The organism is Pseudomonas sp. MT3, assembly GCF_054720805.1.
In genome coordinates this window covers 89,595-108,210 of record NZ_JBTVPY010000001.1, presented here as the reverse complement: position 1 = coordinate 108,210, position 18,616 = coordinate 89,595, and the positions used below count along the sequence as shown (strand labels likewise).

Here is an 18,616-nt window from a genome sequence, read left to right as displayed (position 1 = left end):
GGCGGGGGGGGGGGTGCGTGGTCCCCTCCACGTTTGGCAAAACGACAACTATCCCCCGGAGAAGAGGGAGCTCGGGGAAGCTGCGTAACGTCCCCCCGCCAGGTGGCTTACCAGCTGTATTTCACGCTGGTCAGCACGGTGCGGCGCAGGCCCGGATAGCAGGAGATGGCGCTGTCGCAGGTGGCCACGTAATCCTCGTCGAGGAGGTTCTGGGCGTTCAGCGAGACGGTCACGTTCTTGTTCAGCGGGTAGCTCACGCCAGCGTCGAACAGGGTGTAGTTGTCGACGTGGAAGGTGTTGGCGTTGTTGCCGTACAGCGAGCCGGTGTAGCGCGCGCCGCCGCCGATGGACAGCCCGCCCAGGGTGCCGTCGCGGAAGGTGTAGTTCAGCCAGCCGGAAGCCATGTGCTCGGGCACGTTGGCCGGGCGGTTGCCCTGGTTGCCGTCGTTGCTCTTGTGGATCTCGGCCTTGGTGTAGGTGTAGGAGGCGAGCAGGTCCCAGTTTTCGTCCAGCTTGGCCTTCAGTTCCGCCTCGATGCCGCGCGAGCGCTGCTTGCCGGTGGCTTCGCTGAAGCCGGTGGGGATGCCATTGGCGTTCAGCTGCGGGGTGAGCGCGTTGGTCTTCATCAGGTCGAATGCGGCCAGGGTGACCAGCAGGGCGTCGTTGGGCTGGTACTTCACGCCGATTTCCCACTGGCTGGCTTCGCTGGGGTCGAAGGCATTGCCGGAGGAGTCCAGGCCGGAGTTCGGGGCGAAGGACTCGGCGTAGCTGATGTAGGGCGCCAGGCCGAAGTCGGTCAGGTAGGTCAGGCCGGCGCGCCCGGTGAAGGCGTTGTCTTTCTGCATGCTGTGCGCGCCGGTGTGGCTGTCCAGGTCGTTGCGCACGTAGTCGTAGCGGCCGCCGACGGTGAGGATCCAGCGCTCGTCGTACTTGATCTGGTCCTGCACGTAGCCGCCGATCTGCTCGATGTTCTGGTCGTAGTCGATGGCCTGGCCGGGAATGGTGGTGTCCTTGTTCGGACGCTGCACATCCTGGCCGTACACCGGATTGCCCAGGTCGAGCGACGGGCCGAGGGTGCGCCAGCGGGCGATGTCGGCATCCTGCCAGCTGTAGTCGCCGCCCATCAGCAGGGTGTGCTTGAACGGGCCGGTGTCGAAGTTGGCCTGCAACTGGTTGTCCAGGTTGAAGGTGTTCATGTGCTGGTCGAAACGGTCGGCGGTGCGGATCACGTTGCCGGCGATCACGCCCTGCGGCAGCAGGTTGTTGAAGATCAGGTCGACCTGGCCGTAGCGGGCGTTCTGGCGGAACTCCCAGACATCGTCGAAGCGGTGGCGAAACTCGTAGCCCAGGGTGTACTGGTCCTGGTCGAAGTGGTTGTAGCTGTGGTCGCCGAGCAGGGTGCCGGTGGTGTGGCCGCCCACGCTGTAGTCGAAGATCGAGCCGCCGTTGCGGTCGCGCAGGAAGTCGGCGAGCAGGGTCAGGCTGGTGTCTTCGTCCGGTGCCCAGGTGAAGGACGGAGCGAGGTACTGGCGGTCGTCGCGCAGTTCGTGGCCGTCGTCGTACTCGGCCTGGGTGTTGGCGTCGCGCGCCAGCCCGACGACGCGGTAGAGGTACTGGTTCTGCTCGTCCAGGGCGCCGCCGATGTCGAACTGGCCCTGCTTGCGGTCGTGGTTGCCGCCGGTCAGCTCGATTTCGTTGACGTGATTGGCGGTGGGCTTCTTGCTCACGCGGTTGACGATGCCGCCGGCGTCACCCAGGCCGAACAGACTGGAGGACGGGCCACGGACCACGTCGATGCGCTCGAAGGCGTAAGGCTCGCTGCGAAAGAAGGCGTAGCTGTTGTTCTGCTGGCGCAGGCCGTTGAGGTAGTCGCTGGTGGCCTGGGCGTTGAAGCCGCGGATGTACAGCCAGTCGAAGCCCTTGGGGTCCAGGCCGTAGGCTTCGACCTTGACGCCCGGCACGTAGCGCAGCGCCTCGGTCACGGTCTGCGCGCCCTGGGCGTCCATCTGCTTGCGGGTGATCACCGAGATCGACTGAGGGATTTCCACCAGCGGGGTGTCGGTCTTGCTGCCGCTGTTGGAGGTGCGCGGCACGTAGCTGTCTTCGCCCTCGACGGCGCCGGTGATGGTCTGCGCGGACAGGCTCAGGGTGTCGCCATTGCCCGCGTTGGCGCCCAGCAGGGTCACGCGGCTGCCTTCGACCTGGTACTGGATGCCGGTGCCTTGCAGCAGGCGTTCCAGCGCCTGGGTCGGCTCCATTTCGCCGCGCACGCCGGCGCTGCGTAGGTTCTGCACCTGGGTCTGGTTGAAGACGATCTGCAGGTTCGACTGCGCACCCAGGGTGGTGAGCGCGGAGGCCAGCGACTGGGCTGGGATGTCGATGCGGATCGGTGTGGCGTAGGCGGCGGTGGCCGTCAGGAGCATGCCGAAGGTGGTGGCGCGGACCAGGCGGGCCAACGGCTTCACCGTGTGCTGGGCGTTCAGCGCGGAGCGGGTGCGACTCACTTGAAAACTCCTATGATCATGTAATGCAGTTTCTAATAAGAATGATTTAGCTTTATATGACGCGTAGCCCCGGAAAAACCGGAAGCCTTTCCTTGAAAAATTCGTGGCGCGGCCTTGGCGAGGGCGCCGGGCTCAGTGCAGGGCGATGTCCGGCGTGCCGTTGGCCCGCTGCGCGCGGTGCTCCTCGATCTCGACGATTTGCCCGGCGCTCATGCGCAGCAGGCGGTCGGCGACGTCGAAGTAGCGGTCGTCATGGGAGATCACGATCAGCGTCTTGCCCTGGGCGCGCAGCTCGGGCAGCAGCTCGGTGTAGAAGATGCGGCGGAACTCCGGGTCCTGGTCGGCGGCCCATTCGTCGAACACCAGTACCGGGCGCTTCTCCAGCCAGGCCTGCACCAGTGCCAGGCGCTTGCGCTGGCCGGTGGAGAGGTCCGTGGTGGAGAACTCCTGGCCCTGCAGGCTGACCTTGTGGGCGATCTCCAGGCGTTCCAGGTAGCGGTTGGCCTCGACGGGGATTTCCTCGCTGCCCTTGAGCAGGTCTTCGAACAGGAAGTAGTCGGCGAAGATGGTGGTGAACAGTTGGCGGTAGTCGTCGCGGTTGGCGTCGGTCACTGCCTCGCCGTTGAGGAGCAGCTCGCCGCCGCGCGGGGCGTAGAGGCCGAGCAGCAGCTTGATCAGGGTGGTCTTGCCACAGCCGTTCTCGCCGGCGATGAAGAGGATTTCGCCACGGCGCAGGGTCAGGTTCAGCGGGCCGACGCCGAAGCCGCGCGAGCCGTCCTCGGTGGGGTAGTGGTAGCTGAGGTCGCGCAGCTGGATCTGCTGCATGTCCAGGGCCGGGCGGCCGTCGTCGGCCAGCAGCAGGTTCGGTTCGGGCGAGGAGAAGCGCACCGACAGCTCGGCGATGCGGCGAAAGGCGACCTGGGCGCGGCTGACGATCGGCAACTGGCCGATCAGGTGCTCCAGCGGCCCCTTCATGTACAGCAGCACCAGGATAAAGCCGCTGAGGGTGGCCTTGTCGGTGCTCGGCCACAGCGACTGGTAGGCCAGCGCCACGCCGATGACGATGAAGAACAGGGTGGAGCCGAAGCCCTTGGCGATGACGAACAGGTTGATCGAGCGTACCTGGATGTCGCAGATGCGGTCGGCGGTGCCTTGCAGGCGCTCATTGTAGTGCTGGAAGCGGCGCGGCCGGCTGATGCGCAGCTCCTTCGAACCCTCGGCCAGGGCGCGGTAGTGCTTCTGCAGCAGGTCTTCCTCGTCGCGCGCCTCGAAGAAGCCCTTGATGCCCTTGCTGCGCGCCACGTACTGCACGGCGCTGCCGATGACGATGGCCACTGCGGTGGTGAGGAACATCGGCAACGACAGGTTGGCCAGGTAGCCCAGGCAGCCAAGGGTGACGGTCAGGGACACCGCCAGCGGCGCGAAGGCGAAGGCGAAATCGCTGATGGTGTCGATGTCGTGGGTCAGCACCGGGATCAGACGATGGCTGCGGTAGCGCTCGATCTGCTCGATGGGCGCGGAAATGATCTTGCTGCCCAGGTCCTTGCGCAGCCGGGCGATGACGTTCTGGCCGACGTAGTTGGTGCCGATGTCGGAGATGATCGAGCCGAGCAGGGCCAGCAGGCAGAGGCCGGCGAAGCCCAGCAGCAACCTCGAGGGCATGCCGCCGTCGGAATGCAGGCTGTAGTTGATGGTGGCGAGCAGCGCGGTGATGCTCGCGCCGCCGACGATACCCAGCAAAGTGGCGATGGACAGGGGCAGCCAGAAGGGCTTGAGCAGCTTGAAGAGTTCGCCCAGTGGGCTTTGCGCAGGCGTGTGCATCGTCTTTTCCTAGGCTCGGCCCGCCGCGGCGGCGGGCCGGAAATCGAGGGCGAGACGGCCCTGCGGATCAGGGAATGATCTGCAAATCCGAATCGTTCTTGTTAAGACGGATGAGCCGGGGAAAAACTGAAGGAAATTTGCGAAAGATTCGCAAAAAACCGGAAGGGGGATTACAGCTGCACGAATCGGCTGGCGAGGGTGAGGCGTCCGGCGCTGTCCTTGCGCAGTTCCACCGGCAGCACCTTGGGCAGGGAGTCCACCAGCGCCTGCAGGTCATCGGTGCGGTAGATGCCGCCGATGCGCATGGCGGCGGCCTCGGCGTCCTCGAGACGCACCGGTTGTTTCAGGTAGCGGTTGATCAGCGGGAGGGCGGTCTGCAGGGTGAGGTCGTCGAGCACCAGCTTGCCTTCGATCCAGGCAATCGCGCCGGCCGGCGCGACCTGGGCCAGTTCGATGCGCTCGCTGCCGCGCAGGTAGCGCGCCTGCATGCCGGGGGTGAGCTGGGCGCTGTTGCCGTCGATGTCGTCCGGCGGGCTGACCACCACCGAGCCTTCGAGCAGGGTGACCAGCATCTGGTGGGTGTCGGTCCAGACATTGAAGCGCGTGCCGGTGACCCGCACGCTGCCGTTGTCGGTATGCACGGAGAAGGGTTGCAGCGTGTCGTGGGCGACCTGGAAGTACGCCTCGCCGCCGCTCTTGAGCCAGGCGCTGCGGCGGTCGCGGAAGTCGGCGAAGATCAGTTGCGAGCCGCTGTTGAGTTCCACCTTCGAGCCGTCCGCCAACTGCACTTCGCGCGGTGCGGGTTGCGCCGCGTAGTAGCCGACGTGTGACGGCAGCCAGCCGGTGGACCAGCCCGCCGACCAGACCGCTCCCAGCGCCACCAGGACGCTGGCGGCGACCGCCGCGATTCGCCGTGCGCGGCGCGGGCGATGCGCGCGGGGGCGATTCGAGGGGGCCGCCAGTGGCGCAGCGGCGACGGGCTGTCCGGGCGGCAGCAACTCGGACAGGTGCCAGATCTCCAGCATCGCCTGGTATTCCTCCGCGTGGCGCGGGTCGGCCGCGAGCCACTGGGCGAACGCTTCCTGTTCGGCATCGCTGCAGTCGGCGTCGTGCAGGCGAGCGCACCAGTGCGCGGCCTCGGCGCTGATGCGGTCGTCGTCGGTCGGGGCGGGGGAGGCGGTCATCAGGGTTCCTGGTGTGGGCCGGAGCAGGCCCTTTATCACACTTTCTTTTCGAGTTGATGCGAGTGATTATAAGTAAGCCTGACTCGGACTGTCAGCAGGCGCCAGCAGCCTCGACTGTTTTCATGGGATGCCCGACGGGGTGGAGAGCGCGTTGATCCGTTACTACCAGGAACTGGTCCTGTACCTGAGTCGCACCCTTGGCGACCGCCAGGCGGCCGCCGATGTCACCCAGGAAACCTTCCTGCGCCTGCTCGACCGCAAGACCGGCGAGCGTATCGAACAACCCCGCGCTTTTCTCTACCGCACCGCGACCAACCTGAGCATCGACCTGCACCGCCGGACCCGCGTCCGCCGTGCCGAGGAGCTCGAGACCCTCGATCGCGAGGGCGTCCTGGACGAACGCTGCCCGCAGGAGGAGGCCAGCCGGCAACAGCAACTGCGGCTGTTGCAGCGTGCCCTGGACGAGCTCTCCGAGCCGTGCCGGCAGGCCTTCCTGCTGCGCAAGGTCGAGGACTGCAGCCACCTCGAGATCGCCGAGCGCATGGGGATTTCCCGCGACATGGTGGAAAAGCACATCGTCAACGCGATGAAGCACTGCCGCGTACGCCTGAAAGCCTGGGGTGGGCCGGGTTGAGCATTCGCCGGGCGCAGGGCTCGCTCCTACAGGTCAGCTCCGGTGGGTTCTTCGTAGGAGCGAGCTCGCTCGCGAATCCGAATCGAACCTGAGCACGGCACGGCCAGGATCAATCGGCACATGGCACCCTGCGCCCAGCGGATGTCTCCGGCTGCGGCCAGGTATTTATGGGTCTTATTGAGAATCATTCTAAATTTCACCGAGCCTGTCTCGTCTCTCCAGATAACGCGCTATCGACAGCGCAAATCATGGGCGACACGCAGGATCGAGTGCCGGCTGCCAATCGGTGGGCGCTCCTGGCAGGGCAGAACAGTAAGCCGCCGGCTGCCGCGTCGTCATGCCCCACGGCCATCGCGACACAGGACATTGGCACCATGACCCAGATGATCACCCCGACCTACGACGTGCTCGGTATCGGTTTCGGCCCCTCCAACCTTGCGCTGGCAATCGCCCTCCAGGAGCAGGCGCGCCGCGAGGGGCGCCACTACCACGCGCTGTTCCTCGACAAGCAGGCCGACTACCGCTGGCACGGCAACACCCTGGTTGCGCAGAGCGAGCTGCAGATCTCCTTCCTCAAGGACCTGGTGACCCTGCGCAACCCCACCAGCCCCTACAGCTTCGTCAACTACCTGCATGCGATGGGGCGGCTGATCGATTTCACCAACCTGGGCACCTTCTATCCGTGCCGCCTGGAGTACAACGACTACCTGCGCTGGGTCAGCGAGCAATTCGCCGAGCAGCGCGTCTGCGGCGAGACGGTCAACCGCGTGGAACCGGTGCAGGGCCCGGACGGCATCGAGCTGGTCAAGGTGATCTCCAGCGACGCCCGTGGCCACGAGCGCTTCCGCCTGGCGCGCAGCGTGGTGGTGAGCACCGGCGGCACGCCGCGGTTCCCATCGGCCTTCAGCCACCTGCGCGACGACCCGCGCGTGTTCCACCATGCCCGCTATCTCGAATGCATGGCCAGGCAGCGCTGCAACCAGAACGAGCCGATGCGCATCGCGGTGATTGGCGGCGGCCAGAGCGCGGCCGAAGCCTTCATCGACCTGAACGACAGCTTCCCCTCGGTGCAGGTCGACATGGTTCTGCGCGCGGCGGTGCTCAAGCCCGCCGACGACAGCCCCTTCGTCAACGAAATCTTCGCCCCGCGCTACACCGACCTGGTGTTCAACGAGCCCCAGGCCGAGCGCGAGAAGCTGATCCAGGAGTTCCACAACACCAACTACTCGGTGGTGGACCTGGACCTGATCGAGCGCATCTACGGCATCTTCTATCGACAGAAAGTGGCCGGCGTGGATCGCCATGCCTTCCTCTGCCGCCGCAATGTAGAGGCGGCCAGGGCCGACGCCGACGGGATCGAACTGACCCTGCGCGACAGCGCCACCGGCGCGGTGGAAACCCATCGCTACGACGCGGTGATACTCGCCACCGGCTACGAGCGCAAATCGCACCGCGAACTGCTCGCACCGCTGCAGGACTACCTGGGCGACTTCGAAGTGGGCCGCGACTACCGCGTACTGGCGGACGAGCGCCTGCACGCCGGCATCTACCTGCAGGGCTTCACCCAGGACAGCCACGGCCTGAGCGACACGCTGCTGTCGGTGTTGCCGATCCGCGCCCAGGAAATCGCCGCGTCGATGTTCGAGCACCTGCCGCCGCACGAAACGGCACATAAGCCGACGCGCCCGCTGACTGCGGAAAGCGCCTGATCCACGGGGCCCGGAAATAGTTTTCGGGCCGACTAAATTTCCGTCGACCCTGCTCGTCATACGGGCGGGGTCTTTGCATTCACGAAAGGGTACCCACCATGACGCCCGATTTTTCCCTGCCGCTGCCCGATGGCCGCAAACTCACCGCCGATCACGGCACCCAAAGCCTGGCCCTGCTGCTGGACGGCCAGCCGCTGCTCAGCGTGCAACGCGAAGGCGAGTGCTGGCAACTGAGTTCCGCGCCGACCGTGGAAGCGCTGTGGGCGCTGGCTTACTGGACCTTCGCTGGCGATGCGCAGAGCGAGCGTGTGCAGTTCGCCGCCACCCACGTTCCGCTCGAGGCATTCGAACAAGGCCTGGTGAGCCGCGATGAAGTCGGCGGGCGCCTGCAGATCGAGCGTGCCGCCTTCTGGCAACTGGGAACCGCCTGGCACAAGGGCGTGGCCAGCGCCAACTACCCGCAGGTCTACCGCATGAGTGGCGGTCGCCGCCATCCGCTGCGTGCGCCCAAGCCGCAGGGCGAGGTCTATCGTCGCTTCGACGCCCGGCTGGGCCAGTGGATTTCCCTGCGCACCCTGGATATCGAGCTGGACCTGGAGCGCTTCAACCGCTGGCAGAACAGCCCGCGCGTGCTGGAGTTCTGGCAGGAAGGCGGCACCCTGGAACAGCACCGCGCCTACCTGGAAAAAGCCGCCGCCGACCCACACACCACTACCCTGATCGGCTGCATCGACGACGAACCCTTCGCCTACTACGAAGCCTACTGGGCCAAGGAAGACCGCATCGCGCCGTTCTACGAGGTGGGCGATTACGACCGCGGCATCCACATGCTGGTGGGCGAGGACAGCCATCGCGGGCCACACAAGGTGGAAAGCTGGATGACCGCGCTGGTGCACTACCTGCTGCTGGACGACCCGCGCACCCAGCGCATCGTCGCCGAGCCGCGCGCCGACAACGCCAGGATGATCGGCCACATGCAGCGCCTGGGCTTCTGGCGCGAGAAGGACTTCGACTTCCCGCACAAGCGCGCGGCGCTGATGGTGCAGAGCCGGGAAACCTTCTTCGAGCGTTGCGGCCTGTGCTGACGGTGGTTCTCCGTGGTGTCGAGGGCTGCCGGTGATCGGAGCCCTCGCACCGTTGTATTTCGGCGAGTTCGCCAGCTACCGCGAGGTGCTGGTGACCCGCGACGATCCCCGGCCTTCGATCCCGGCGCGCGCCTTGCTGGAGAGGGAGATGCTCGACCGCGCGCTGCGCCGCTTCGACCCGCCCCACGCCAATGGCGACCGCCGCGCACTGGCTTCGCAGTGGTCCAAGTGGTACCTGGTGCGGATCATTCCGCCGGTGGTGGCCGCCGCGCTGGTGCTGGGCCGCACCTTGCCGCTGGCATTCGATGAGGTGGAGGTCGTGTTGGACGAGCAGGGTATTCCCGAGGCGTTCAAGCTGCCGGGAGAGGGCGGACCGTTCGCCGTGCCGCCGGTTGATCCCTTCGAGCGCTTCGCACACCTGCTGGAGGACCACCTGCAACCCTTCATCCAGACCCTCGCCGCCGAGGCGCGCCTGTCGCCCAGGGTGCTCTGGAGCAACGCCGGCAACTACTTCGAATGGTTCATCGGCGAGATGGCCAAGCTGCCGCCGCTGGTCCCGATGCTCGCTCATGGCCGCGAACTGCTGGCGACCGAGCGCCGCCCCGATGGCGCGCGCAACCCGTTGTACAAGCCGGTCCGGTATGTCGAGGTGTCCTGCGAGCAGCGGGCGAATGGACTGTGGCGGCAGCGGCGGACCTGCTGCATTCGCTATCGGTTGGGCGCCATCGGACATTGCGACAACTGCCCGCTGGTCGACGCGCCGCCGCCGGAAGCGAGTGACCTGTAGCGCGTTGCGCTCGGAATTTCGAGAAAGGAGCGAGCTTGCTCGCGAACCTCCGCCGCCCGTGCCCAAGCAGGCCCGCGCCTGCGGAAAAGCCGATGCCGGGTGAATCCCCAGGCCATGAAAAAGCCCCGCACTGGGCGGGGCTTCTCGATCCGTCGCTGCGGATCAGTTGCCGGCGGCGGCAGCGGCGGTCATGTCCGATACGCTCTCGCCACGGTGCTGGCTGAACTGCGGCGCCAGGGAGCCGGCGATCATGCCGAGGGCGCTGAAGATCAGGCCGACCAGTTGCGGCGGCCAGAAGTCGCCTTCCTGGTAGCCCAGCTCCAGCGATACCCAGCTGAACAGGCCGCAGGCGATGGCGGTCAGGGCGCCCTGGGTGGTGGCGCGCTTCCAGAACAGTCCGAAGAACAGCGGCACCACGGCGGCGACCAGGGTCACCTTGTAGGCGTTGCCGACCATCTCGTAGATGCTGGCGTTGGACAGCAGCGCGAACAGGCAGGTGGCGATGGCGCAGCCGACCACGGTCAGGCGCATGGCCAGAAGGAATTGCTTGTCGCTCATGTCCGGCAGGAAGCGCTTGAGAATGTTCTCGGTGAAGGTCACCGACGGCGCCAGCAGGGTGCCGGAAGCGGTCGACATGATCGCCGACAGCAGCGCGCCGAAGAACATGACCTGGGCGAACAGCGGGGTGCGCTCCAGGATCAGATGCGGCAGGATCATCTGCGAGTCTTCGGCAAGCCAGTGCTTGACCATTTCCGGATCGATCATCGTTGCGGCATAGGTCAGGAAGATCGGCAGCATGCAGAAGCTCAGGTAGAAGCAGGCACCGGCCATGGACGCACGGGCGGCAATGTTCTCGGTCTTGGCCGACATCACCCGGGCATAGACGTCCTGCTGCGGAATCGAACCGAACATCATGGTCACCGCGGCGCCAATGAAGGCGACGATATCCTTGGGCTCGAAGCTGTGCATGAAGCTGAACTTGCCTTCGCTGGCGGCGTGACTGATCACTTTGGCAGGTCCGCCGGCCATGTCGCCGATCAGCCAGGTCAGATACACCAGCCCGGCGACGATGATGAGCATCTGCATGAAATCAGTCAGCGCGACCGACCACATGCCGCCGAACAAGGTATAGAGCAGCACGATGACGGTGCCGATCAACATTCCCTGGGTGGTGGTGATGGCGCCATCGGACAGTACGTTGAAGACCACGCCCAGCGCGGTGAGCTGCGCAGCGATCCAGCCCAGGTAGGAGGCGATGATCACCAGGCTGGTGATCATTTCGACGTTCGGACCGAAGCGTTGCTTGAAGAAGTCGCCGATGGTCAGGAGGTTCATGCGATACAGCGGACGCGCAAAGACCAGGCCTACCAGCATCAGGCAACCGAAGGAGCCAAACGGGTCTTCGATGATCCCGGCAAAGCCCTCTTCGATGAAGGTCGCGGGAATTCCCAGCACGGCTTCGGAGCCGAACCAGGTAGCGAACACCATCGCTGCGACCAAGGGGAAGGACATGCTGCGGCCGCCGGCCGCGAAGTCCTTGGAGTTTTTCACGCGAGTGGACGCGTAGAAACCGACACCCACCGTGATCAGCAGGTAACCCGCTACAAACCAGATCAGCATTCTTTCGTTCCGTTGGCTCGCCGGGAACCGGGCTGCCGGGGACGAACCCGGGCAGAGGTGCCGCGACTGACAAATTGTTTTTGTTGGGTTGCGCGGCAGTGGTTATCCGTAGCACCAGGCAGAGGGAGCCGGAGAAACGTAACCAATTGCGACAACGGGCCGCAGTCTGCCAAATGCGTCAAATATGTCAAACACTTAAAGCGTGTATGAGTAAAAAAAATTACATCTCCGGACGGGTGGCGCTCTTAAAGTTTTGATTTGATTGGATGCTAACGATTCGAGATGGGCTTTTAGTCGTTTATTTTTTACGAGTGCTGTTTGATAAGAAGAACATTCGTCAGGGTGTTGGATTCCGAGTCCAGGGAGTTTCCAACGGGCGCTCATGCTCGATCGACTCGACCTCGCACTCTGGCGCCGCCGCCGTGCGCGGTCTTCCGTGCGTTCGTCGCGCCAGTGAGCTGTGCCTTGATGCAGAGCGGTTTGGATTCGCGGCCATGACGATTAGAATTGCCGCTCTTTTGTTCAAGGATGCAGTCATGAGCCTCTACCAGCCCGGCATTCTCGCCACCCCGGTTCCCGCCCACGCCCGTCACCTGTTCTTCGACCTGACGTCGCTGCAGGAACTGCCGGCCGCCCTGGATCGCCTGGCGCGGTTCGCCGATGGCCAGGCGGCGGTCGTCGGCTTCGGCGAGTCGCTGGTGCGCGCGCTGGGCCGTGGCATCGAGGGGCTGCGCGAGTTCCCGGCCATCGCCGGCGTGGGCGTGGACAACCCGTCTACCCCGCACGCGCTGTGGGTCTGGCTGCGTGGCGAGGCGCGCGGCGACCTGCTGCTGCGCACCCAGCAGTTGCAGGCGCTGTTGGCGCCGGCACTGGAGCTGGCCTCGCTGACCGAAGCCTTCCGCCACGGCGACGGCCATGACCTGACCGGCTACGAGGACGGCACCGAGAATCCGCGGGACGCCGCCGCCATCGCCGCCGCCATCGTCGACAACGGCGTGGCCGGCCTGGCCGGCGGCAGCTTCGCCGCCATCCAGCAGTGGCGCCACCAGTTGCAGGACTTCGCCGCGCTGCCGCAGGCCGAGCGCGACGACATCATGGGGCGTCGCCTGAGCGACAACGAGGAACTGGACGACGCGCCGGAGTCCGCCCACGTCAAGCGCACGGCCCAGGAAAGCTTCGATCCCGAGGCCTTCATCGTGCGCCGCTCCATGCCCTGGAGCCACGATGAGGATGCCGGCCTGATGTTCCTCGCCTTCGGTTGCACCCTCGATGCCTTCGAGGTGCAACTGCGCCGCATGAGTGGTCTGGAAGACGGTATCACCGACGCCCTGTACCGCTTCAGCCGGCCGTTGACCGGTGGCTACTACTGGTGCCCGCCGCGCAAGGATGGGTTGCTGGATTTGAGCGTGCTGCTGGGCTGAGCCGGCGTTGCATGCCGAAAGCCCCGCCATTGAGCGGGGCTTTTTCGTGGTGCTGGTGTGTTGGTTCGTGGGCGTGCCGTTCGGGTTCGCGAGCAAGCTCGCTCCTACAGGTAACACCGGACCGCTCTTTCTCTTTTGTAGGAGCGAGCTTGCTCGCGAACCCCGGCGCACACAAAACCACGCAATGGCCCCCCGATCTTCCGCCGAATTGGCTGTTGGCCCTCATCGCCTCCGGGCGTAGCGTGGACCCACGTTCCCACTGCCCAAGGTAGCCACCATGCCCGTATCCAACGCCCTGAAACTCCTGCTCGCCGGTCTGGGACTGGCCCTGAGCCTGCCGACCTTCGCTCATGACGAAGCGGGCAACCGCGAACGGATCGCCGTGCAGCAGGAGCAGAAACTGCCCGACGCCCCCGGCAAGAAAGGCCTGATGATCACCGTCGCCTATGCGCCGGGGCAGGCGTCCGGCGCCCACGTGCACAGCGGCTCGGTGTTCGCCTATGTGCTCGAAGGCGCGGTGGTCTCGCAGCTCGAAGGGCAGGAGCCGGTGACCTACCACGCCGGACAATCCTGGTACGAAGCACCCAATACACCTCACCTGGTGTCGCGCAACGCCAGCACTCAGCAACCGGCCAAGCTGCTGGTGTGGATGCTGCTGGACGAAGACGCACCGGTGCTGACGCCGCTGAAGAAGTGATGTGCAAAAAAAGACCCGCCAATTGGCGGGTCAGAGGGGAGGTGAGGCGGGATCAGATGTGCAGCGCGTGGCCCAGCGCCCGCAGCGCCGCTTCCTGAACCGCTTCGCCGAGGGTCGGATGGGCGTGGATGGTGCCGGCGATGTCTTCCAGGCAGGCGCCCATTTCCAGCGACTGCACGAAGGCCGTGGACAGCTCCGAGACCGCCTTGCCCACGGCCTGCCAGCCGAGGATCAGGTGGTTGTCCTTGCGCGCCACGACGCGGACGAAGCCGTCGCTGGACTCCAGGGTCATGGCGCGGCCGTTGGCGGCGAACGGGAAGTTCGCCGTCAGTACCTCATGGCCGGCGGCTTTCGCCTGCTCCGGCGAGAGGCCGACCACCACCACCTCGGGATCGGTGAAACACACCGCCGGGATCGCCGTGGGGGTAAAGGCGCGGCGCTTGCCGGCGATGATCTCGGCGACCATCTCGCCCTGGGCCATCGCGCGGTGGGCCAGCATGGGTTCGCCGGCGATGTCGCCGATGGCCCAGACATTGCGCATGGAGGTGCGGCATTGCTCGTCGATCTTCACGGCGCGGCCGTTCATGTCCAGGCACAGGCTTTCCAGGTTCCAGCCCGTGGCATTGGGGTGGCGGCCGACGGCGACCAGTACCTGGTCGGTCTCGATCACCCGTTGCGAGCCCGTAGCGTCCTGCACGCGCAAACCTTTGCCATCGGGCTCCAGGCCCATGACGCTGTGGCCCAGGTACAGCTCGATGCCCAGCTTGCGCAGGGCGTTGGTCACCGGCTTGGTCAGTTCCTCGTCATAGGTGGGCAGGATGCGCGGCTGCGCTTCCACCACCGTGACCTCGACGCCCAGCTTGCGGTAGGCGGTGCCCAGTTCCAGGCCGATGTAGCCGCCGCCGACCACCGCCAGGCGCCTGGGCAGCGCCTTGGGCGCCAGGGCCTCGGTGGAGGAGATCACATTGCCGCCGAGTGGCAGGAACGGCAGCTCCACGGACTTCGAGCCCGCCGCCAGCAGCAGGTGCTCGGTATGGATGTGCTGCGTGCCGCCGTCGGCGAGATCGACGTCCACGGTCTTGCCGTCGACCACTTTCGCCCAGCCGTTCACCACGGTGACGCCGTGCTTCTTCAGCAGCGCGGCGACGCCGGTGGTCAGGCGGTCGACGATGCCGTCCTTCCATTCCACGGTGCGCTGGATGTCGATGCCCGGCGCCTGCACGCTGATGCCCAGCGGAGACTTGCCGGCGAACTCGCGGGCCTTGAGGTATTCCTCGGCGGCGTGGATCAGCGCCTTGGAGGGGATGCAGCCGATGTTCAGGCAGGTGCCGCCCAGGGCGGCGCCTTCCACCAGGACGGTGCGCACGCCCAGTTGGCCGGCGCGGATCGCCGCGATGTAGCCGCCGGGACCGCCGCCGATCACCAGCAGGGTGGTTTCCAGAGTCTGGTTCTGTTTCACGTCTGTGCTCCGGCTATCAATCGATGAACAGGGTGGCGGGATGTTCGAGCAGGGCGCGCACGGCCTGGATGAAGGCCGCCGCGTCCATGCCGTCGACCACCCGGTGATCGAAGGACGAAGACAGGTTCATCATCTTGCGCACCACGATCTGCCCGTTGACCACCATCGGCCGCTCGACCATGCGGTTGACGCCGACGATGGCGACTTCCGGCAGGTTGATCACCGGTGTGCTGACGATGCCGCCCAGGGCGCCGAGGCTGCTCAGGGTGATGGTCGAGCCGGACAGTTCCTCGCGGCTGGCCTTGCCGTGGCGCGCGGCTTCGGCCAGGCGCGCCACTTCCGTGGCGTTGCCCCACAGGTCACGGGACTCGGCGTTGCGCAGCACCGGCACCATCAGGCCGTTGTCGCTCTGGGTGGCGATGCCCAGGTGCACCGCGCCGTAGCGGGTGATCACGTCGGCTTCGTCGTCATAGCGCGCGTTGAGCTGCGGGAAGTCGCGCAGGGCGACGACCAGGGCGCGGGCGATGAAGGGCAGCAGGGTCAGCTTGCCGCGCGCCGCGCTGTGCCTGGCGTTGAGGTGGACGCGCAGGGCTTCCAGGTCAGTGACGTCGATTTCCTCGACGTAGCTGAAGTGCGGAATGCGTCGCTTGGCTTCGGCCATCTTCTGCGCGATCTTGCGGCGCAGGCCGATCACCGGGATCTGGTGCTCGTCGTGGCGCGCGGCGTAGCCGGAGGCGATGGTCGCGCCGCCATGTTCCAGGTAGTGCTCCAGGTCTTCGCGCAGGATGCGTCCGGCCGGGCCGCTGCCCTGGACGAACTGCAATTCCACGCCCAGATCGCGGGCACGCTGGCGCACCGCCGGCGAGGCCAGCGGCTTCTCACCCGGCGCACGGCGCGGGGCTGGCGAAGGAGCAGGGCGCGCGGCCGGGGCGACCGGTTTGCTCTCGACGCGCGGCGCCGGCTTGGGCGCTTCGGCGACGGATGCCGGTTTGGCTTCCGGTCTCGCCGGGGCTTCTTCGTGGGCCTTGGGTTGCGCGGCTTCGCGGTGGTTGCCGTGGCCTTCCACTTCCAGGCGGATCAGCTCGCCGCCCACGGCCATCACCTGGCCCGGTACGCCGCCCAGGGCGAGGATCTTCCCGGCCACCGGCGAGGGGATTTCCACGGTGGCCTTGTCGGTCATGACCTCGGCCAGCAGTTGGTCTTCCTGGACCTCATCGCCGACCTGGACATGCCACTCCACCAGCTCGACTTCGGCGATACCTTCGCCGATGTCCGGCATCTTGATGACGTGAGTGCCCATTCAGACCTCCATCGCGCGCTTGAAGGCCGCGCCGACGCGCGCGGGCCCGGGGAAGTAGTCCCATTCCTGGGCGTGCGGGTAGGGGGTGTCCCAGCCGGTCACGCGCACGATGGGCGATTCGAGGTGGTGGAAGCAGTTCTCCTGGACCAGCGACATCAGCTCGGCGCCATAGCCGCAGGTGCGGGTGGCCTCGTGGACGATGACGCAGCGGCCGGTCTTCTTCACCGACTCTACGATGGTGTCCAGATCCAGCGGCCAGAGGCTGCGCAGGTCGATGATCTCGGCATCGACGCCGGTTTCCTCGGCGGCGGTCTGCGCCACGTAGACGGTGGTGCCGTAGGTCAGCACGGTCAGTTCGGAGCCGGGGCGGGCGATGACGGCCTTGTCCAGCGGCACGCTGTAGTAACCCTCCGGCACCTGGCTGGCCGGGTGCTTGGACCAGGGCGTCACCGGGCGGTCGTGGTGGCCGTCGAACGGGCCGTTATACAGGCGCTTGGGTTCGAGGAAGATCACCGGGTCGTCGTTCTCGATGCAGGCGATCAGCAGACCCTTGGCGTCGTACGGGTTGGACGGCATGACGGTGCGCAGGCCGCAGACCTGGGTGAACATCGCCTCCGGGCTCTGGCTGTGCGTCTGGCCGCCGTAGATGCCGCCGCCGCAGGGCATGCGCACCACCATCGGCACGACGAAGTCGCCCACCGAGCGGTAGCGGATGCGCGCGGCCTCCGACACCAGTTGGTCGGTGGCCGGGTAGACGTAGTCGGCGAACTGGATTTCCACCACCGGACGCAGGCCGTAGGCGCACATGCCGACGGCGGCGCCGATGATGCCGCTCTCGGAGATCGGCGCATCGAACACCCGCGAGGTGCCGTATTTCTTCTGCAGGCCTTCAGTGCAGCGGAATACGCCGCCGAAGTAGCCCACGTCCTGGCCGAACACCACCACGTTGTCGTCGCGTTCGAGCATCACGTCCATCGCCGAGCGCAGCGCCTGGATCATGGTCATGCTGGTGACCGCCTGGGCGTTCTCGTGTTGCGGATTCATGGCATTCATACCCCGAGCTCCTGGCGCTGCCGGCGCAGGTGTTCCGGCAGGTCCTTGTAGACGTCGTCGAACAGGTTGGCGGCGCTGAACACGTGGCCGTCCACCAGCGAGCCGTGGCGCTCGGCCTGTTTCTGCGCGGCGATCACTTCGGCTTCCAGTTCCTTCTGCAGCGCGTCCTGCTGCTCCTCGGACCAGATGCCGAGGCCGATCAGGTGCTGCTTCAGGCGGGCGATCGGGTCGCCCAGGGGGAAGCTGGTCCAGTCGTCGGCGGGGCGGTACTTGGACGGATCGTCCGAGGTGGAGTGCGGGCCCGCGCGGTAGGTGACCCATTCGATCAGGCTCGGCCCAAAGCCACGGCGGGCGCGCTCGGCGGCCCATTGCGAGGCGGCGTAGACGGCGAGGAAGTCGTTGCCGTCCACCCGCAGCGAGGCGATGCCGCAGCCCACGCCACGGTTAGCGAAGGTGGTGCCTTCACCGCCGGCGATGGCCTGGAAGGTGGAGATAGCCCACTGGTTGTTGACCACGTTGAGGATCACCGGAGCGCGGTAGACGTGGGCGAAGGTGAGGGCGGTGTGGAAGTCCGATTCGGCGGTGGCGCCGTCGCCGATCCAGGCCGAGGCGATCTTGGTATCGCCCTTGATCGCCGAGGCCATGCCCCAGCCGACGGCCTGGATGAACTGGGTGGCGAGGTTGCCGGAGATGGAGAAGAAACCGTATTCGCGGCTGGAATACATGATCGGCAGCTGACGGCCCTTGAGCGGGTCGGCCTCGTTGGAGAGCAACTGGCAGATCATGTCCTTCAGCGGGTAGTCGCGGGTGATCAGGATGCCTTGCTGGCGATAGGTCGGGAAGCACATGTCGCCATCCTGCAGCGCCATCGTGTGGGCGGTGGCGATGGCTTCCTCGCCCAGGCACTGCATGTAGAAGGACATTTTCTTCTGGCGCTGGGCGGTGAGCATGCGCGCGTCGAAGATGCGCGTCTTGAGCATGGCGCGCATGCCGCGCAGCAACTGCTCGTGGCTCAGGTCCGGGGCCCAGGGGCCGAGGGCGTTGCCTTCGTCGTCGAGCACACGCACCAGGCTGAAGGCCAGGTCGGTGGTCTGCGCGGGTTCAACGTCGACGGCGGGCTTGCGCACCTCGCCGGCGGGCGAGAGGTGCAGGTAGGAGAAGTCAGTCTTGCAGCCCGGGCGTCCGGTGGGTTCGGGGACGTGCAGGCGGAGCGGAGCGTAGTCGGTCATGGCGGGTCTCCAGGTGTGATCGTTGGGTGTGGATCAGCAGACGGAAGACACCAGGCCTGGCGGATGCACCCGGCCGGGTCGGGCTACGGTGCGGGGGCCGCGCGGGGTCGCGC

14 protein-coding genes are annotated in these 18,616 nt (G+C 66.2%); 6 read left to right on the top strand and 8 right to left on the bottom strand.

Going from position 1 to position 18,616, the window contains the following annotated elements:
- Positions 1-107: 107 nt before the first annotated feature.
- The 3 genes from ACYCAX_RS00340 to ACYCAX_RS00330 all read right to left on the bottom strand — a co-directional run bounded on the left by ACYCAX_RS00340 (position 108) and on the right by ACYCAX_RS00330 (position 5,509).
- Positions 108-2,504 carry a TonB-dependent siderophore receptor gene (locus tag ACYCAX_RS00340; protein ID WP_015477342.1) on the bottom strand — a complete coding sequence of 799 codons (2,397 nt, stop codon included), beginning with the start codon at positions 2,502-2,504 and terminating at the stop codon, positions 108-110.
- 132 nt (positions 2,505-2,636) lie between these two features.
- A complete protein-coding gene (locus tag ACYCAX_RS00335) occupies positions 2,637-4,325 on the bottom strand; it encodes a cyclic peptide export ABC transporter (protein WP_460247218.1) in 1,689 nt (562 codons plus the stop codon).
- 170 nt (positions 4,326-4,495) lie between these two features.
- The gene (locus ACYCAX_RS00330) at positions 4,496-5,509 is read right to left on the bottom strand and encodes a FecR family protein (RefSeq protein ID WP_015477340.1); all 1,014 of its coding nucleotides are present in this window, start codon (positions 5,507-5,509) and stop codon (positions 4,496-4,498) included.
- A 151-nt stretch (positions 5,510-5,660) separates the two neighbouring features.
- Here ACYCAX_RS00330 and ACYCAX_RS00325 point away from each other — a divergent pair, with 151 nt between their 5' ends.
- The 4 genes from ACYCAX_RS00325 (at position 5,661) to fhuF (ending at position 9,724) form a co-directional block, all read left to right on the top strand.
- Positions 5,661-6,143, top strand: coding sequence for a sigma-70 family RNA polymerase sigma factor (locus ACYCAX_RS00325; protein WP_460247217.1), 483 nt, complete (start codon positions 5,661-5,663; stop codon positions 6,141-6,143).
- Positions 6,144-6,517: 374 nt separating this feature from the next.
- Positions 6,518-7,852 (top strand): lysine N(6)-hydroxylase/L-ornithine N(5)-oxygenase family protein, encoded by a 1,335-nt coding sequence (locus tag ACYCAX_RS00320; protein WP_015477338.1) that lies wholly within the window; start codon positions 6,518-6,520, stop codon positions 7,850-7,852.
- A gap of 98 nt (positions 7,853-7,950) precedes the next feature.
- Positions 7,951-8,937, top strand: coding sequence for a GNAT family N-acetyltransferase (locus ACYCAX_RS00315; protein WP_460247216.1), 987 nt, complete (start codon positions 7,951-7,953; stop codon positions 8,935-8,937).
- A gap of 31 nt (positions 8,938-8,968) precedes the next feature.
- Complete coding sequence (fhuF, locus tag ACYCAX_RS00310; RefSeq protein ID WP_460247215.1) at positions 8,969-9,724, top strand: siderophore-iron reductase FhuF; 756 nt, start codon at positions 8,969-8,971, stop codon at positions 9,722-9,724.
- Between the two features lie 162 nt (positions 9,725-9,886).
- On the opposite strand, the gene ACYCAX_RS00305 is transcribed toward fhuF, so the two are convergent.
- Positions 9,887-11,344, bottom strand: coding sequence for a high affinity choline transporter 1 (locus tag ACYCAX_RS00305; RefSeq protein WP_460247214.1), 1,458 nt, complete (start codon positions 11,342-11,344; stop codon positions 9,887-9,889).
- 536 nt (positions 11,345-11,880) lie between these two features.
- Here ACYCAX_RS00305 and ACYCAX_RS00300 point away from each other — a divergent pair.
- Positions 11,881-12,765, top strand: a complete 885-nt coding sequence (locus tag ACYCAX_RS00300) for a Dyp-type peroxidase (RefSeq protein ID WP_294976970.1) — start codon at positions 11,881-11,883, stop codon at positions 12,763-12,765.
- Positions 12,766-13,042: 277 nt separating this feature from the next.
- Complete coding sequence (locus tag ACYCAX_RS00295) at positions 13,043-13,462, top strand: cupin domain-containing protein (RefSeq protein WP_015477333.1); 420 nt, start codon at positions 13,043-13,045, stop codon at positions 13,460-13,462.
- Between the two features lie 52 nt (positions 13,463-13,514).
- On the opposite strand, the gene lpdA is transcribed toward ACYCAX_RS00295, so the two are convergent.
- From lpdA to ACYCAX_RS00275, 4 genes are read right to left on the bottom strand one after another with little or no spacing between them, the layout of a single operon-like run.
- Positions 13,515-14,921 (bottom strand): dihydrolipoyl dehydrogenase, encoded by a 1,407-nt coding sequence (gene lpdA, locus ACYCAX_RS00290; RefSeq protein ID WP_460247213.1) that lies wholly within the window; start codon positions 14,919-14,921, stop codon positions 13,515-13,517.
- A 16-nt stretch (positions 14,922-14,937) separates the two neighbouring features.
- Positions 14,938-16,221, bottom strand: a complete 1,284-nt coding sequence (locus ACYCAX_RS00285; RefSeq protein WP_294975735.1) for a dihydrolipoamide acetyltransferase family protein — start codon at positions 16,219-16,221, stop codon at positions 14,938-14,940.
- Positions 16,222-17,274, bottom strand: a complete 1,053-nt coding sequence (locus ACYCAX_RS00280; protein ID WP_041711981.1) for an alpha-ketoacid dehydrogenase subunit beta — start codon at positions 17,272-17,274, stop codon at positions 16,222-16,224.
- On the bottom strand, positions 17,271-18,503 hold the full coding sequence (locus ACYCAX_RS00275) for a 3-methyl-2-oxobutanoate dehydrogenase (2-methylpropanoyl-transferring) subunit alpha (RefSeq protein WP_015477329.1): 1,233 nt from the start codon (positions 18,501-18,503) through the stop codon (positions 17,271-17,273). Before ACYCAX_RS00275 ends, ACYCAX_RS00280 begins: the two co-directional genes overlap by 4 nt.
- Positions 18,504-18,616 lie beyond the last annotated feature (113 nt).

Coding starts and splice junctions, on each gene's coding strand:
- ACYCAX_RS00335 (WP_460247218.1), bottom strand. CDS start 4,325: ATGCACACGCCTGCGCAAAGCCCACTGGGCGAACTCTTCAAGCTGCTC.
- ACYCAX_RS00330 (WP_015477340.1), bottom strand. CDS start 5,509: ATGACCGCCTCCCCCGCCCCGACCGACGACGACCGCATCAGCGCCGAG.
- ACYCAX_RS00320 (WP_015477338.1), top strand. CDS start 6,518: ATGACCCAGATGATCACCCCGACCTACGACGTGCTCGGTATCGGTTTC.
- ACYCAX_RS00315 (WP_460247216.1), top strand. CDS start 7,951: ATGACGCCCGATTTTTCCCTGCCGCTGCCCGATGGCCGCAAACTCACC.
- ACYCAX_RS00305 (WP_460247214.1), bottom strand. CDS start 11,344: ATGCTGATCTGGTTTGTAGCGGGTTACCTGCTGATCACGGTGGGTGTC.
- ACYCAX_RS00300 (WP_294976970.1), top strand. CDS start 11,881: ATGAGCCTCTACCAGCCCGGCATTCTCGCCACCCCGGTTCCCGCCCAC.
- ACYCAX_RS00295 (WP_015477333.1), top strand. CDS start 13,043: ATGCCCGTATCCAACGCCCTGAAACTCCTGCTCGCCGGTCTGGGACTG.
- ACYCAX_RS00285 (WP_294975735.1), bottom strand. CDS start 16,221: ATGGGCACTCACGTCATCAAGATGCCGGACATCGGCGAAGGTATCGCC.
- ACYCAX_RS00280 (WP_041711981.1), bottom strand. CDS start 17,274: ATGAATGCCATGAATCCGCAACACGAGAACGCCCAGGCGGTCACCAGC.
- ACYCAX_RS00275 (WP_015477329.1), bottom strand. CDS start 18,503: ATGACCGACTACGCTCCGCTCCGCCTGCACGTCCCCGAACCCACCGGA.